This is a genomic window from Rhodohalobacter sulfatireducens, assembly GCF_022012475.1.
Classification (GTDB): Bacteria; Bacteroidota; Rhodothermia; order Balneolales; family Balneolaceae; genus Rhodohalobacter; species Rhodohalobacter sulfatireducens.
This window is the reverse complement of the sequence record NZ_JAKLWS010000006.1, coordinates 30,370-46,918: the sequence shown is the minus strand read 5'-3', so window position 1 is coordinate 46,918 and position 16,549 is coordinate 30,370. Positions and strand designations below refer to the sequence as shown.

The 16,549-nt window shown below is 41.9% G+C and carries 14 protein-coding genes; 12 read left to right on the top strand and 2 right to left on the bottom strand.

All coding sequences use genetic code 11. The annotated features are described in order from the left end of the window. The first annotated feature begins 91 nt into the window (after positions 1 to 91). From L6773_RS06590 to L6773_RS06565, 6 genes are all read left to right on the top strand, one after another. On the top strand, positions 92 to 1,363 hold the full coding sequence (locus L6773_RS06590) for a 6-bladed beta-propeller (RefSeq protein ID WP_237853076.1): 1,272 nt from the start codon (positions 92 to 94) through the stop codon (positions 1,361 to 1,363). Positions 1,364 to 1,389: 26 nt separating this feature from the next. Continuing rightward, positions 1,390 to 2,595, top strand: coding sequence for a 6-bladed beta-propeller (locus L6773_RS06585; protein ID WP_237853075.1), 1,206 nt, complete (start codon positions 1,390 to 1,392; stop codon positions 2,593 to 2,595). A 41-nt stretch (positions 2,596 to 2,636) separates the two neighbouring features. Beyond that, positions 2,637 to 3,944, top strand: coding sequence for a 6-bladed beta-propeller (locus L6773_RS06580; protein WP_237853074.1), 1,308 nt, complete (start codon positions 2,637 to 2,639; stop codon positions 3,942 to 3,944). A 62-nt stretch (positions 3,945 to 4,006) separates the two neighbouring features. Then, positions 4,007 to 5,221: a 6-bladed beta-propeller gene (locus L6773_RS06575; RefSeq protein WP_237853073.1), complete on the top strand. Its 1,215-nt coding sequence runs from the start codon at positions 4,007 to 4,009 to the stop codon at positions 5,219 to 5,221. Between the two features lie 39 nt (positions 5,222 to 5,260). After that, positions 5,261 to 5,467: a hypothetical protein gene (locus L6773_RS06570; protein ID WP_237853072.1), complete on the top strand. Its 207-nt coding sequence runs from the start codon at positions 5,261 to 5,263 to the stop codon at positions 5,465 to 5,467. A 12-nt stretch (positions 5,468 to 5,479) separates the two neighbouring features. Then, positions 5,480 to 6,343, top strand: coding sequence for a hypothetical protein (locus L6773_RS06565; protein ID WP_237853071.1), 864 nt, complete (start codon positions 5,480 to 5,482; stop codon positions 6,341 to 6,343). A 56-nt stretch (positions 6,344 to 6,399) separates the two neighbouring features. On the opposite strand, the gene L6773_RS06560 is transcribed toward L6773_RS06565, so the two are convergent. Together L6773_RS06560 and L6773_RS06555 are read right to left on the bottom strand one after the other, a co-directional pair. Beyond that, positions 6,400 to 6,738: a type II toxin-antitoxin system PemK/MazF family toxin gene (locus L6773_RS06560; RefSeq protein ID WP_237853070.1), complete on the bottom strand. Its 339-nt coding sequence runs from the start codon at positions 6,736 to 6,738 to the stop codon at positions 6,400 to 6,402. Continuing rightward, on the bottom strand, positions 6,725 to 6,958 hold the full coding sequence (locus L6773_RS06555) for a ribbon-helix-helix protein, CopG family (RefSeq protein WP_237853069.1): 234 nt from the start codon (positions 6,956 to 6,958) through the stop codon (positions 6,725 to 6,727). The genes L6773_RS06560 and L6773_RS06555 overlap by 14 nt, the downstream gene beginning before the upstream one ends. Positions 6,959 to 7,150: 192 nt before the next feature. Between L6773_RS06555 and L6773_RS06550 the strand changes: the two genes are divergently transcribed. From L6773_RS06550 to L6773_RS06525, 6 genes are all read left to right on the top strand, one after another. Continuing rightward, complete coding sequence (locus L6773_RS06550) at positions 7,151 to 8,287, top strand: 6-bladed beta-propeller (RefSeq protein WP_237853068.1); 1,137 nt, start codon at positions 7,151 to 7,153, stop codon at positions 8,285 to 8,287. Between the two features lie 223 nt (positions 8,288 to 8,510). Then, the gene (locus tag L6773_RS06545; RefSeq protein ID WP_255727715.1) at positions 8,511 to 8,867 is read left to right on the top strand and encodes a DUF559 domain-containing protein; all 357 of its coding nucleotides are present in this window, start codon (positions 8,511 to 8,513) and stop codon (positions 8,865 to 8,867) included. Between the two features lie 77 nt (positions 8,868 to 8,944). After that, positions 8,945 to 12,106 carry an efflux RND transporter permease subunit gene (locus L6773_RS06540; protein WP_237853066.1) on the top strand — a complete coding sequence of 1,054 codons (3,162 nt, stop codon included), beginning with the start codon at positions 8,945 to 8,947 and terminating at the stop codon, positions 12,104 to 12,106. 370 nt (positions 12,107 to 12,476) lie between these two features. Further along, positions 12,477 to 12,752: a LuxR C-terminal-related transcriptional regulator gene (locus L6773_RS06535; protein WP_237853065.1), complete on the top strand. Its 276-nt coding sequence runs from the start codon at positions 12,477 to 12,479 to the stop codon at positions 12,750 to 12,752. Between the two features lie 108 nt (positions 12,753 to 12,860). After that, a complete protein-coding gene (locus tag L6773_RS06530) occupies positions 12,861 to 14,510 on the top strand; it encodes a vitamin K epoxide reductase family protein (RefSeq protein ID WP_237853064.1) in 1,650 nt (549 codons plus the stop codon). 551 nt (positions 14,511 to 15,061) lie between these two features. Next, the gene (locus L6773_RS06525) at positions 15,062 to 16,252 is read left to right on the top strand and encodes a 6-bladed beta-propeller (protein ID WP_237853063.1); all 1,191 of its coding nucleotides are present in this window, start codon (positions 15,062 to 15,064) and stop codon (positions 16,250 to 16,252) included. Positions 16,253 to 16,549 lie beyond the last annotated feature (297 nt).

The window sequence follows — 16,549 nt, the reverse complement described above, 5'->3', positions numbered from 1 at the left end:
TGCGAAGGAGGGGAAAATCAACCCTTGGTTTAGGGACATGCCTTCTGGAGCTGGGTATTAAAACAAGACAGAATCAAAAAGTGGTGCTATAATGAAATCATCATCAAATCACCTTCATCAAGTTATTTCAGTATGCCTGCTGATACTTCTATCATTAACAAACTGCTCACCCCCGGAAGCAGAAATCCCCGAACATCTCAATGAGTTGGAAAATTTGGTTGTGATCCAACCAAACAGTGAACCAGCATCTTCAATTGAGTTCATTCGAGATGCAGTCATTGATGACAGGAATGCTACCAAAACATGGTTTAAAGATATCACAAGTGGTGGATTCCCTTTTGGGGGAGCCGGTTGGATTGCCGGGGTTGAAGTGGACGATTCTGGCAGGATATATGTTGGTAATCGACCAGAAAAGACAATCCAGGTTTTTGATTCTACTGGTTCATACCTGACAAATATTGGTGGCGAGGGAAATGGGCCCGGTGAGTTTAAGGGAATAACAGAGATAAGAATTCAATCCAACCAACTATATGCGTTTGATTTCTTACAATTTCGCACCACCTTTTTTTCTCTCGATTCACTTAAAGTAGATGACGTTAAAAATGCTTATCTGAGCCGTTCTCCGGATGTTGAGGAATTAACCGGCTGGCTATACAATGGGAATAAGCTTATTGATGATGAGCGATTCCTGGTTAGATATATGGATGAATATGCAAATGCAAATGTTGGGACACCAAGGTATAATCTTGATAAATCGAGGCCCGGCAGATACTACATTGTGGACCGGGAGGGAAAGGTCGTATCTGATATGCTATTCGAATTAAAAAGTCAAAAGATTATCACTGCCGATGTTGGCGGCCGTCATTTATGGAATATGGCCCCTGTAACATTCCTGAATCAACCACTGGTATCCATCTCTGATGACGGTCATATTGTCTCGGCTAACAGCGAAGAATCTCTGGTCAAAATGTATGCTCCCAATGGTGATTCTCTCAGGGCATTTTACATACCGATAGAAAAGAAGAGAATAATTAGGGAAGAACTAATTAAACTGTATGGCGAGGGGGACGAGGAAAACGAAAATTTACTAATTCACGCTGAATTACCCGAAAAATGGCCGGCATTAGGGGATATTATCCTGGATGATGAAAATCGCCTTTGGGTATCTACGATTCCAGATAGTGAGGATTTAAGCTATGATTGGTGGGTCTTGCAAGATACGGGAGAATTCCTTGCAACATTCAGATGGCCGGGAAACCGATCGATTGAAAAAATAAAAGACAGTTATCTCTATGCGCGGGAAACCGAAGAAACAACCGGACTGCAAACCATTGTGAAGTATCGGGTTGAAATCACTCAATAAATATTTAATTCAACAATCCACACAAAATGAAACATCCCCGAGTCTTCTTACACATCATCATTTTTGTTGCATTGGTGGGCTGCCTAAATCAGGATTCAGTCGAGGTTCCTGAAGAAATCAGAGACTTGGAAAATCTCGAAGTATATCCTGCTGAATTAAAACCTGAGTTGGATATCAATATAGAGAAGGAGAGAGAATTCGGCGATACGGATACCGTTCATTTGGGTGCTATTCTTAAAGACTTTGCAGTTGATGACAATGGAAGAGTTTATATTGCTGACCTTCGGGAAAATAAGATACATGTTTTTAATCCTGATGGATCCTATGTTCAAGCTATTGGCAGAGCCGGAAGAGGGCCGGGAGAGTTTCAGATGATCTGGGCAATTCAAGTCAGTAACGATCATCTGCATGTGTTAGATTTTAACCAATCAAAAATATCTACTTTCAGTCTGCAAACGTACGAACATATCAGGGATATTGATGTTTCATTAGAAAATCAGCCTTCAGAAAAACCTGCATGGGTGGATCAGTCGCGTAGGTATCAGGCATTTTTGAAGCCAACCGATTTCTTTATCCTTCCCGATGATAAATACCTGATTTTCTTTAGCGATCCGGGGGTTACCACAGCCGATCATTTGGATAAACGGACATATCAGGCTTCCATATTTAATATCAAGACGGGTGAATATGAGAATCATAATCTGTTTTCATTCAGGTGGACGGGACAGGTACTCGTTCATGATAATTTGATAATGTTTAAGGTACCCTATAAACGAAGCTCTCAATTTGATTTTAATCATAATACATTAGTCTATGGCTGGACGAATGACCCTTTGTTTAAATTCTACAGTATGGATGGGGAGTACCAGCGTGCCTTGTACTATCCTCTCAAACGGGTAAACCTGGAAGAGGAGGATGCCCTCGCCGTTTATCAAGCTGCCGATGAGCAACTCATAAATGCAATCCGTAATGATGATCTGCCAGATTCCTGGCCCGCTTTTAACACTTTAAAATTAGATGATGAAAAACGGATTTGGATATCTGTTACTTCTGAAGATCTTGACGTATTTGAGTGGTGGGTTTTAAAAGATTCCGGAGAGTTACTCACAACATTTACCTTACCAAGAGATTATTCCATTGAAGTGATAAAAGATGACTATTTCTACACCCACGAAATCGACCGCGAAACAGGTTTACAGAGAATTGTTAAGTATCGGGTGGAGATGAATTAGAACTTGCTCACACGCAGTCTTTTTAAAACAAAGAAATAAAAATGCGAAAACGGAAAATACAAGTTCCAGTACTAATGAATTTACTCTCATCAAATCACCGTTATCAAATTGTCTTAGTTAGCTTATTGATTCTCTTAACATTGACAAATTGCTCATCTCAAGAAGAAAAAATACCCGAACCTCTCCAAAAACTGGCAAATTTAACCGTGATACCGGCAGATATCCAACCAAAGAACACCATCCAAATAAAACGGGATACCAGTTACGGAAGTACAAACGATCTGTTAATTGATCATATAGGAACTATTGCTGTAGACGATTCAGGCAGAGTTTATTTTACGGCTGGCGGGCCAAATGGTATCCATGTCTTTGAACCGGATGGCCAACATCTGACACATATCGGCCGGAAAGGCCAGGGGCCCGGGGAATTCTCGTCTGCTTATCCTGCCATTCATATTTTTTCTGACCGGCTATTTGCGGTTGACTTACGGGCATATAGAATCAGTGTCTTTTCTGTTGGTTCTCTCAATCTGATTCGTACTGTAAGCATAAATCCAACAAACCAAATTAAGGCATTAGACGATTACTATATCCATCAAATAATTCCTGAGAAAGGCGGAACGTTTTTAGTTAGTTTTAAAAAATTCCTGCGTGAGGTTTCTGACCTTCCCGAAGGAACGAAAATAGATACTCTTACCCGGAGCTATTATCCAATGGATAAAGAAGGCAGACTTATCCCGAAGCAAGTCTTAAAAATTCAAGATCAACCTGTTGTAATCGGATCTGTTTTTCAGAATATTGGACCCGTTAGCCTCAATTTCTTTAGTAAACCATTGGTTACTGTCTCTAATGATGGATCGATCTATGCGGCTCATTCAAAAGATTTTTTGATCAAAAAATACAGTCCGGACGGAGAATGTTTGCGAGCGTTTTACCATCCCTATCAAAACGTTTCGTTAACCAGAGAAACTGCTTTAGAAAGCAGTAATGCTTCAATGAGCAGACTGATACTTGCCATGTCAGGAGAAGGTATGAGCGAGAGTATGATTCAGACTATGATGAACAGCCGCCAGCGCTTGATTCGTCAAATGGATCTCCCTCCAAACTGGCCTGCCTTAAATGATCTGATGGTGGATGATGAAAATCGCCTCTGGGTGTCCACGATAATGAACGATCAAAAAATCAGCCAATGGTGGGTCTTGGATCAAAACGGGAAGTTGATGGCCCGCTTCAATTGGCCACGCAGCAAACCAATTGAAGTAGTGAAAAACGGTTACATGTACACCCGCGAAACCGAAGAAGAGACAGGATTGCAAACCATTGTGAAGTATCGGATTGAGATGGATTAGATTGAAGTCATTCTAAACGCAAGAATAGAATACAAAAACATAATTTAAAACGTCAATGTAGAATGAACTTACAATCACCAAAAATCTTTTGGCGGAGTGTTCTATTCAGTTTACTGATCCTTTTATTATTGATCAACTGCTCATCTCAAGAAGATGAAATCCCAGAAAAGTTGCGAGATTTAAAAAACCTGACTGTCTATTCAGCAAATGCAAAGCCCGAAGCAATTGTATCCTTCCAAAAGGTTGCCAATTATGGCACTTTTGAAGAGATCTTGATTGGAAGAATTCAAGACATTGGCGTTGATAGTTCAGGAAGAGTTTTTGTTGTCGATATGCAAAAGCAGTCAATTTATGTTTTTGGAGCTGACGGTGCGTTTATTACTCAACTTGGAAGAGAAGGGAAAGGACCGGATGAATTCAGCACCATAAGAAGTTTACAAATCTGCAAGAATCGTTTATATGTCTATGAACCGGATCAATACCAGATAAGTGTATTTACGCTCGATAACCTTGCCAACAAGAGCTCGATTTTTCTTGCTGAGAACAGAGGAGATTACCAGGCATTAGGCAGGTCCCTCCCATGGATAAATAATTTATATGTAAGGAATAACGCTACCTATCTCGCCGGATTTATCATACATCCAGATACTCAGGAATTCAAACCATGGCAAAATGTAGATTATAAGATATTGTTTTACCTGTTGGATGAGACCGGAAGAATATCTTCAACAAAACTTTTTGATGTTGATCAAACACACACTGTAGCTGGTGGATTGGTAGACAATATTAAAGTTTTTTTCGGGAGTCCAATGATCACCATGTCAAGTCAAAACAATATTTACGTGTCTGACGAATCTGAATTCTTTGTTAAGGTTTATAATCCAAACGGAGTCTATATGCGTGCTTTTCATTATCAGCATCCCCAAATTCCTTTGACGCAAGAATCTATAAAGAATGGCGGAATTGCCAATACACATTTCAGGCCTGATTTTCTTCTCAAAAATATAAAATCTATAGATTTGCCTCAGTATTGGCCGGTTATTACAGATATGAAAATCGATGATCTTGACCGACTTTGGATTGCTACTACGGCGGAAGATATGAGCATTTATGAATGGTGGGTGCTTGAAGAGACCGGAGAGCTGATTACCAAATTTGAATGGCCGCGGGATGAACCCATTGAAGTGGTACTGAATGGTAATATATACACCCGTAAAACAGATGATGAAACAGGACTACAGCAGATTGTAAAGTACCGGTTTGAGATAAATGAATAAGATTCTTTATTCTGAAATAGAGAACAACTCACACCTTTTATGGAAAATCCAAAAATATACATTTTGCTTTTATTGTTAATAATTGCCTGTTCTCCGCAAGATGAGCAAGAAGTGCCTGCCTTTAACGAGTATTCCGTTAGTGAATCATCCATATTCTTAAGCCCGAAAACCTCCGATTTTATCGGCAGGCCCACCCTCATAAAAGCGTACGATGGAGGACTTTATTTTACAGATGAAGGTTTCTAACGGATCACCAAGGTGGACAGTGATGGGAATTTACTTCTCTCGTTCGGTCAAAAGGGCCAGGGGCCGGGTGAGCTTGAATCAATTGCCGGGTTTTGGGTGTTTGATAACGAGTACCTGGTATACGATTACAATGGCTTCAAGTTTATTTCGTATGATTACCAGGGAGATCTCATTGACGAGAAAGTTGTAGAAGAAAACCCGGTGAATCCGGGGTTCCCACCAAATATACCCATCACCGTGCATGCTATCTCATCTCATGAATTGCTCATACCATCAGGGGGCAGAAATGGTTCACTTTTTGCGATTACGAATATCGAAACAGAAGAAATGAGATTTGCAGGAAAATCTATTGGAAAGCACATAGGATCCTATAACCATGAAGAAGTTCAAGAGGCATATTCGAAAGGAGAAATACCGGATGTAAATATGAATTTGGTGATACTGGAAAGTAGTTTTTCCAACATCTATTCTTTTCAGCAAACCACAGGAATACTCGAAAAATTTTCGAATTCGGGGGAACTGATCTGGGAGAAAAATCTGAAAGTTCCTGCACAAGACAATCTGTTCGATCAGATTTCCCGTAAAAATCAGGATGCAAGCAAAAGAGGTGAACCAACACAACTTTTTGCCTATGCAAAGGCAATGGATGCCAATAAAAATGGCGTTGCGGTTTTGTTGAATACACCTGAGGGAAATCCGGTAACAGTAGCCCGGGTGCCCGATGACGGAAGCCGGTTGGATGTGATTACCTTTCCGGGGCTAGATCAGGAGGAGTTTGGTTTTTTGGGATCTTTTAGCGTATCTGTTGACGATTCAAGGGCCTATTTTCTAAATGTACAGGATGGAATTATTTATGAGGCTGAATGGCCAATTTGAGAAGAAAGTAGGTCTAATTTTACTGACTTCATTAATAAAAGTAAGCCAATCGTCGGTTAGCCATCAAAAAAATCCAATATTGTTTTTCTAACTCTTTCTCTGTCAGTGTTGTTAAGGTTACCGATTTTTTTGAGAATCATGGACCGTTCGAGAGTAGCAAACTTCATTCGAATCATCGAAGGGTTTGGAAGTCCTGACTCTTTCCATTTTTTTATAATTGTATCTCCGGTTCTTCCAAAAGATTTAACGTTGCTTGTAATAAATAGGATGATGAAATCCGGCCCCTTATTATAATTATCCGGTGAAATAATAAGTGCGGGCCGCTTCTTTGTTGTCTGTAAATTTGTAAATGGAAAAGGTACCAAGACAATATCCCAGGTCTTACATTTCATCATAGATCTCATCTTCATCATTATCCCACTCTTCAAAGGATGGTTCGGAAACTTTCATGATGGCTTTTAGATCGTCATCCAATTCCCGGGACGTTTTGAACTCTTCAACATATTGGTCGATGAGAGACTCAACAATACTGCTCATGGATTTACCCTGCAGGGAAGCGATCGCTTTCAGTTGCTTCTTTCTTTCATCATCAACACGGATACTCATAACACTCATACGGAAAAGCTTGGATTCATATTTGTAGGATTGTAGGATTTCATACAATCTAATAAACGTCGATAAACCGATCAATATTTCACGGTCTGTTTTAAAATCAAGTTGCTAAACTCATTGTTTTTTATAATTTAATCGTATTAAGTTAATTAAACTCAATCTATATCAAGACTGATAGAAAAACCTTCATCAACCATGCCAGTCATTTCCAAAAAACCTTTTTTTTTGTTTCTCAAAGATGCAAAAATTTCATTTGGAATTTTCATTCTGGGAATTTTAATTGGCTGCCGGTCCGAAACGCTCTCTTCCTCAGAGATTGGAAAAACAGAACTTACAGAATTTAAAACGTTGGTTGAGGTAGAGGACAACCTTTTGGGCGTTCCGTCTATTCTCAGATACAACGGTTCAGGTCTTTTCGTTTATGATGGCGGACACGGAAAAATACTGGAGTTAAATGATCGGGGCGAAATAATTCATGAATATGGTCAAAAGGGTCAGGGTCCCGGAGAGTTTGCAAGTTTGAACAATATTTTTATAACGGACAAGCATCTCCACGCCGTTGATAATCTTAAGTTTTATATCTACACGTTTGACAGGACCGGTGAGTTAACTTCAAGTTTAGACTACGGAGAACCTGTAGGCGCACCGCCTCCAGTACCAATGGCTCTGGGAAAGATTGTTGTTCCCAACCCAGATAACCAGCCAGTTGTTACACTGAGTAACGATGTGATGTTTCCCTCCCAACAATCAGACAGTACGCTTTATGAATTGAGTGATCGTAATGGAAGTCACCTTTCAGACATTGGCAAAATTCCGGAAGGCAGTACGTACAATCTGGACTATAACAAAATGAAAGAGGATGTCGAAAACCGTGTAGTGCCTTCATATTACCGTCCCAGTGCCTTTCCTGTTACAGATCAGTCAAATTCTGAGGAGATTTTTCTGATTTACAGCGCCATTCCAAAAATCGCAAAGTACGATATGAATGGTCAGCTATTGTGGGAACGCACTATTCCCCCGATTGCCGAGGTCGATTCCGTTACAAACCGTTTCTATGAAACAATGGAGCGATTGCAGCAAGCTGATCTGAGAAACAGAATCGATCTGCAGTACTATAGTTCGGGGAGAAGCAGCCCTTCAGGAGAACTTTTCTTGGCTATGGGTACGAATCCGGTTTTGATACACCGATTCAGCAATACAGGTGAGTTGACCGGCCGGTATAAACTGATTTCGGAAGGAGCAGATCTGCTGCCGATCTTCGATATTGATTTTGCAGGCAATCGCATTTATATAGTTACGGAAGAAGCTGAAATCAGGACGTATTCATTTTGAGATAAAAAAGATATATGAAATTTACTTTATTCTTGTCGGGGGAATTCTATTTGTCAGATGATCACATTTTTAATTGCAATGAGGAATTCCCCTCCATGATAAGGAGGGGTAAGGGGAGGTAGAAAAACGATTATTTGAATTGAGAATCCTTGATTTTGCGATGAGAGGAAATCCAAAGCACACAAAAAATCACCGACGCTATCTCCGAAACGACATAACTTAGTTGGAAATACGGCTATGGAATAATCTGAAAGACAGGAAAATGTTTGGTTTTAAGGTTCGCAGGCAGTATGGTTTTTATAATTATGTCGTTGATTTTTATTGTCCAAAATTAAAATTGGCTGTAGAAGTAGATGGCGATATTCATTATTTCACTGAAAAAAAGAAAAAGGATCAGCAGAAAGATCGGCATTTGGAAGGGGAGGAAATTGAAGCTGTTAGAATTAAAACTCTGGATTTGGAAGAGGATTATGAAAGTATGATTGGGTATTTAGAAGATGTTTTTCTTAACCAAGCTAAGGATTTGGGTATTGCTCCAAATCATGATTTGAGTTTCAACCACCCCTACGCCCCTCCTTGAGAAGGAGGGGAAAATCAGCCTTCTAACGGTCTGATCACTTTTTACCTTTCACTTTTGCCTTTTCACTCCAATAAAAAATGCACGAAATTTTCCGCCGAAAATATTTTATCTCTTTAAGCTACATGTTGATCGTGGTAGTGGGAATTGTGGCGTGGATGAATATCCCGCTGGAGATGGCTCCGGATCTTCGGCTGCCATCGGTTACGGTGAGTTACGGCTGGGGTAGTACATCGCCGGAGGTGATGGAAAAAGAGATTACGCGGCGGGTGGAGTCGGCAGCAACGCGTCTCAGAAATGTGGAACAGATCCGGTCCGTTTCTCAAGAGGGCCGTTCGAGTGTGACGATTACGTTTGAGAAAGAGACCCCGGTCGAGTACCGGATTTTGGAACTCCAGGAGTACCTGTACGGACTTCGGGAAGAATTTCCTCCGCAGGTTCGTCAGCCGACTATTAATCGATCCATCCCGGAAGAACTCCAGGAGCAGGAGACCTTTATGGCTTACTCAATCAGTGGAGAGCGCTCGAAGAGGGAGTTGTATCAATTAGCCAGGCAGCAAATCCGATTGCAGTTGTTGGGACTGGAAGGTTTAGCTGAGATCGAAATCCAGGGAGCGGAAGATCCGGCACTGACCATACGATTTGACACTCAAATGCTTGAGTTGTATGATTTTGATTCATCAGAATTCATGCAGCAAATCCGGGAGAAACTTACATGGCGTTCAAGCGGCTATGTGGAGAAAAGCAGCAGCCGGATCAGCATGTTGGTGCCTCCACAGTTCAATTCGGTGGAAGATATTGGTGGGATGAAGATTACCATTCCCAACAGCACCCGTCAAATCAACCTTCGGGATATTGCCGATGTTCAAATTGAAGACTATCCCGTCAAAAGCCTGAAACGGCTGAATGGGAAACCCGCCCTTACGATCATATTTGTGAGAGAAAGCGGATCGGATGCGATGGGACTCGCGGAAACGGTCCGCACCGAAATGGAGCGAATTCAATCAGCATTTCCGTCAGATATCACACTTCAGCTCGAACGTGATTCCACCGAAGACCTCCGTGCTCAGTTTGGCGATCTCCAGTACCAGTCGGCATTCAGCCTGCTGTTTGTGTTTATTATTTTATTGATTTTCATCCGTCGCTTCCGGGCACCTTTTGTTATTTTAGGCAGCATTCTTTTTTCCCTGCTGATGAGCCTTGGCATCCTCTTTCTGATGGATTACACGCTGAACGTTCTCACGCTTGCAGGCCTGACAGTTGCCCTCGGGATGATTATCGACAACGCAGTGGTGGTTTTTGAACAGATCAACCCGAAACTTCCGAAAGGGCGATCCGAACGTCTGGATCATATCAAAAAAGAACTTCCTTATACCTTTGTACCTGTTTTGGGAAGTACGCTGACGACAGTCGGAATTTTTATCCCGCTCTTTTTTGCGATGGAAGAGTTGCAACTGTTTTTGGTACCCCTTGCTGTGGCACTCACCTTGACACTGGTTTCTTCTGTTTTGATCGCCCTGAGCTGGATTCCATATTCATTGGTCTGGCTCGTCCCCGCATCTTCTCAACAGAAGGAGAGACACCTGAAGAAAAAACTGAGCCGGATGGTGGATGCCGCCATGCTGAAATTCTTCTACTGGCGGCACCGGTTGCGATGGGTATTCTATGTTGGACTGATTGCTGTTTTCGGCATTCCGCTGTTTGCCATCGAAGAACCCGATTGGGAAGAGGGAACAAGCTGGCCGGAATTTACCCGTACCTATTTCGATAATCGCGTCGACATCGATCCGTGGATTGGCGGTTTGACCTACAAATTCTTTAACGATACCTATTTCGGTACACCGTGGGGCGGACGGCATCAGGGAGAGCGGATATATGTGAACATCAACACCCCGCAGGGAACGCCGATGGAGGAGATCGACAAGATGGCCCGCAATTTTGAGGCCATCGCCATGCCGTACATGGAAGCGTTCGAATATTTTGAGGCCGATATCTCGGAGTACTACGGAGCGAGGCTGCAATTTTATATCAAAGACGAATACCTGTATGAGCCCGAGCCGTACATCTACTATGGAGAGGCGATGTACCTGGCGGCCCGGACAGGCAACTCGGGTATTTCGGTGAGTGGGCTGGGAGACGGATTCAGTACCGGTTTTGGCGGCGGTTTTTCGGGGCAGCGAATTTCATTGAGAGGATTTTCCTACGAAGAACTGCTGCTTCTGGCTGAAGATATCGCTGCGCGGCTGAAAACAAATCCGAGAGTCAGAGAAGTGGATATCCACACCGTGGGATGGCGCAGCAATGACCTGTTCCAATATGTACTGAACCTGGATGAGGATCGGATGGCGATGAAAGGGCTGGAACGCAGGGAGGTACTGGACGCCATCCAGCTCGATGTCAATCCAACCAACATCCGCGGACTTGTGGATCTTGATGGCGAGCGGATGTACCTGGTGGGAAGGAACCAGGCACAAACCAATTACGAAGAAGATTTTGTGAACCGGGCGAGAAAGTCAGGCGAGAAAATGTTTACAATCGATGAAGTAGCAGACCTGACAAGAGAAGAGACACTGTCGCAAATCATACGCGAAGACCAGTCGTACCAGCGAACCGTTACGGTCGATTTTTTGGGTCCGCCGCGGCTGGCTACAAACTACATCGAGTCGGTCCTTGAAACCGTTCCCGTTCCCGTGGGGGCTTCCATTCAGTTCGGGAACAGCTTCTTCTCCTTCGGTCAGGATGAGCAACTTACCAATTATCTGCTTCTGTTGCTGCTGACCATTCTGAGTGTCTGGATGATCGTCTCGGCCCTGCTGGAAAGCTGGCGTGATCCGCTGGTGGTAATCCTGGCAATTCCACTCAGCCTGATTGGAGTGATGGCCGGTGCCCTTTACCACGATATCAATTTCGACCAGGGAGCCATCGCCGGGACCTTGTTGGCCGTGGGTGTGGTGGTCAACAACTCCATACTGCTGATTCACGAAAAACAGCGCTGCCGTTCCCTCGGCATTTACGGACTGAGAAGTTGGGTGCAGGTTTATCGCAACAAAATGAGAGCTGTCATGATCACATCCCTCACCACCATGGGCGGCCTGCTGCCGATGATCCTGTTTGGCTCCAACGAATTCTGGACGGATTTAGCGGTGGTGGTGCTTTGGGGGCTTGGGACGAGTTTGACTCTAATTTTATTTTTGATGGGTATTTGGGAAAAAGAGAGAAGGGGAGATGGGGTGAGTGTGTGACGGGGAGAAAAATCCCCCTTAGAAAAGGGGGACAGAGGGGGATGTTTAAACGTAAATTGCAGCGTTCACCGGTTTTCTCAGCCGTCACCCGAAGAGTACACCTAACCAAGCCAAACCCCCAAGGTTTCCGAAACCTTGGAGGTTTTAGAGAAAAAACGAAAGTTCAGCCGCAAAAACTCATCGGATGACTCTTTACCAATTCGGAAGTTGAATTTTAACAACATGTTAAGATATTCAAAAACCAAAAAAATTTGTAACAAATACCAAATCCATGCATCATACATATACAGTGAACTACGTTTAAACTGGCCAAAGCAGCGAGAGACGCCGGCCATTCATTAGGACAAAACCAAAACCATCATGAGCAACTATGCCGACTCATCAAACAGAGCCGCATCGGGAAAGAACAACCAACCAACCAACCAACCAACAATCATCTCCCCTAACCTTACTCGAAGCTTATAAACGCTTGAGCCGCCGTGAATGCGAAGTGCTGGGGAAGATCAAGGAGGATAAATCCTGTCGGCAGATAGCCGATGAACTTTTTCTTAGCAAGAAGACGGTTGAGAATCATATCACTAATATTGGCAAAAAGTTAAAGAAAAATGGAAGTGGCCGCCTGAGAAAATGGATAAGATCTCAGTAATAACGGCTTATTGTAACCCCTAAAATAATAGGGGTGCAAAACTGCTGTTCATTTATTAGCATCTATTCAGATCATTGTTTAATAATTTATATTCTGAATGGACTGAATATGGAACAGGTACTTCTTGACTACTTGAAACTTCTCGACATTCCCGTTTCCAAAACATATTTCCGAAAATGTGTGGCCTCTCACCCGGAGTATCCGTCCATTCTGAGCGTTGCCGATACATTGGAGCGGTTTGGCATTGAGCACGCGGTAGCAAGGGTTCAAAAGGAGGATCTCGAAAACCTTCCGATTCCATTCGTGCTGCATCTGAAGAGAGGACAGGGACAACTGCTTCTCATTCGTAACCAAAAAGAGCTGGAAGAACATCGCTCTGATTTGGACGATTGGGACGGGGTCATACTTTATGCAGAGGATGGTGATATAACAAAAGACAAAGAGCACCAGGAGTATCTATCAAGAGAAAAGTCGGCAAAATGGGGGTTTGTTATTCTCGGGCTGTCTGCTCTTTTGTTTCTTGGAATGTTGCTTACGCAGCATTTTACCTGGTACAATATAATACTACTGGCCACATCTCTTTCGGGAACCGTCCTTGGACTTCTATTAACGGCAAAAGATATTGGGATTCGATATGATATTGTTGAGTCGTTTTGCAACGCAGGACAAAACATAAATTGCGATCGTGTTCTGACCTCTGACGAAGCCACCCTGTTTGGTCGCTTCAAGCTTTCGGATGCCGTGCTGAGCTACTTTACTTTTCAACTGATTGTAGCCGGTATCTGGCTTCCAGTGGGAAGTGAAGTCACATCCATTTTATCCGTTTTGTTTGTTTCTGTTATGCTTTCCCTCCCAGCCGTTGGGTATTCCTTATATGTGCAGGCTATGAAGCTGAAATCCTGGTGCAGACTCTGTCTGTTGGTTGGAGCGGTATTCTTGGTACAAGCTGTTCTTTTCGGATGGATGTACACAACGAATGTTTTTGAATTCAGTGATACAGGGTTTTGGGCTATCACTCAGATCATACTTTTGTTGGTGGCTGTCACTTCTCTTGAATTTCTTTTGAAAAACCGAATGGAGGAGGGCAGTGAGGCTGCTGCGGCGGAGATTGCAGCTAACAGGGTGAAATATTCCCCGAAAGTTTTTACACAACTGCTCAGTAAGGAAAAACGGGTAGATACCTCTCCATTTGAAAAGGAGCTTCTTATTGGAAAACCGGATACTCCAATACAGATTATAATGGCGGCCAGCCTTGGATGTGGCCCTTGTAAAGATGGTTTTGAGAAAGCTGTTCAACTGGTGGAGCGATGGCCGGATACTGTGAATCTGTCGATTCGTTTATTCCTGGATAATTATAAAAAAGGTGATGAGATTAATAGTCCGGGTGGATACATTTTGAATGTATGGCTGCAGAATATCTATGGTCAAAAGAATCAATCTGATAGAACTGTTTGGTTGTTACAAAACTGGTACGATTCTATGTATAATTTTGTAAGACTGGACGACTTCAAAAAGAGGCACCCAATTGAATCGAGTGAACGAGTTAGTTATGATCAGAATATTAATATTATTGATTTGCATGCCGATTGGTTTAAACGAGAAGAAATTCATATAACACCTACGTTTTTTATTAATAGTTGCAAGTTGCCGAAAGGTTACAGAATAGATGATATTAAAAATTTAATGCCCGCATTGATCGAACAGTTGACTTCTTGGGAAAAAATGGATCAAAAGCAGCAAACAGTTTCAGTCGGATAATAAATATGCAAACAGTTTTACAGGTTAAAACGCTTCTTAAAGCGAATTTACCACGCAAAAGGGTTCAAATGGCTTGTCCCAGCCTACGTGTCATTATGAGTGTGGGTAAAACAGGCTATAAACTAAACCAAACAAGGAGATAAAAATGAAACGAAAAAAGATCAATATTGGTGCAATTTCAAAGACCCTTAATCGATCGGAAATGAAGAAGATAATGGCTGGTTCAGATCAAGGTGGAGGCGGTGGTGGTACGGGGGGCTGTTATATATGCATCGGTGGTATACACTGTTATCAGGTTGGAACTGGAGAGCATGGTAAAACCAAATGTACAGATAGGGGATATCCCGACTACGGATGTGATACGTCAGGATCATCAACTTGTATAGGTTAGTAAAAGTAGACTTCTATCTCAGTTTCTAAGTTGATTTATATTAGAATAAAAAATCTTTATTAGGAGCCTTTAATTAAAGGCTCCTATTCAATTTTATAATCTAAAGAATTAAAATACCTATAGTCAAAATTATAATGTGTTTACATATAATTGAAAAGACATGAAAATAAATTTAGGATACATTTTCTTATTTATTTTAATAAGTTGCTCGCACCCTAAATCTTCCAATATCCCAGAACGGCTACAAGGTTTAGATAATTTAAGTGTTTATTCTCAAGAAGCAGAGCCACTTTTTGATGTTACCTTTGTATCAGAAATCTCATTTGGGGAAACAGAGGCAGTATTCTTAGGTTCCATTGTTAGAAGTACGGCTGTGGATGAGAATGGTCGCGTTTATATTGCAGATTTTATGACTAAGACCATTCACGTTTATAATACCGATGGCTCATATCTCGGAAGTCTTGGTAGGGAAGGCAGAGGGCCAGGTGAGTTTCAAATGATTTGGGTGATCAGGATCAGTGGAAACTATCTACATGCATTGGATTATCAACTTCAGAAGATTTCAGTTTTTGATCTTAATAATCTGGAACATGAGCGGGATATTAATATTTCAATTGACCAAGAGAGTGATAATAAACCTTTATGGAAAAACCGTACAAGTCAACAAGGTTTGTTTTACAGGGTGACCAACTTTTATATTCGTTCAGATGGCAATTACCTGATTATTTTCAGCGATGAGGGCGTTTCTTCTGCAGATAATGTTGAGAGCCGTACCTATGAGATCTCCACTTTTAATCCTAAAGAGGGAAACTATCTAGAACATGAAATATTTTCATTCGATTGGGGAGGGAGGGTACTTGTAAATGAGGGTCTAGTGATGTTTAACGTGCCTTACAAACCGGGAACACAATTTGACTATTACAAAGGACAATTAGTTTATGGCCGGACTGAAGAAATGTTGTTTAAGTTTTATGATGAGAATGGAACATATCAACGTGCTTTCTTCTATCCTTATTCGAAAGTTAAACTAACGGAAAGAGATGTCTTGATTCAATACGATGATGAGCAGACGAGGAATGCGATTCGTACTGACGAGCTACCCACAACATGGCCGGCTTTTGATTTTCTAAAAGTGGATGATGAAAATCGTATTTGGATATCCACTTTTTTAGACGATCCAGACTTATATGAATGGTGGATCTTTAAGAGATCCGGCAAACTGCTAGCAAAGTTCATTTGGCCGCGAGACCGCCACATTGAGGTTGTCAAAGATGAATATGTATACGCCCGTGAAACTGATAAGGAAACAGGAGTTCAGCAGATAGTAAAATACCGTTTTGAGATAAAGTAATTAGAATAATGATAGTCACTTACCGTAGACGAGGCCTTCAAGTCGAGAAAAATAGAGTAAATAGCCATCCTGTTTTGCCTCTTTGGAAAGCTTCCCTGGTATTTCCACTATTATGTTCATACCTGTAAATATAATCCTATCGTGTATTTTACTTAAAATTGATGATCGAAGTTGGTCCAACCTATTGCCTAAAGATAAAATATGTCATCTATCAAGAGAAGGAAAAGATCGATCAGATTAACACCCAAAAGTCGAGGGTTTAGTGAAAGAAGGTACGAGAATTGGCTTATCATATAA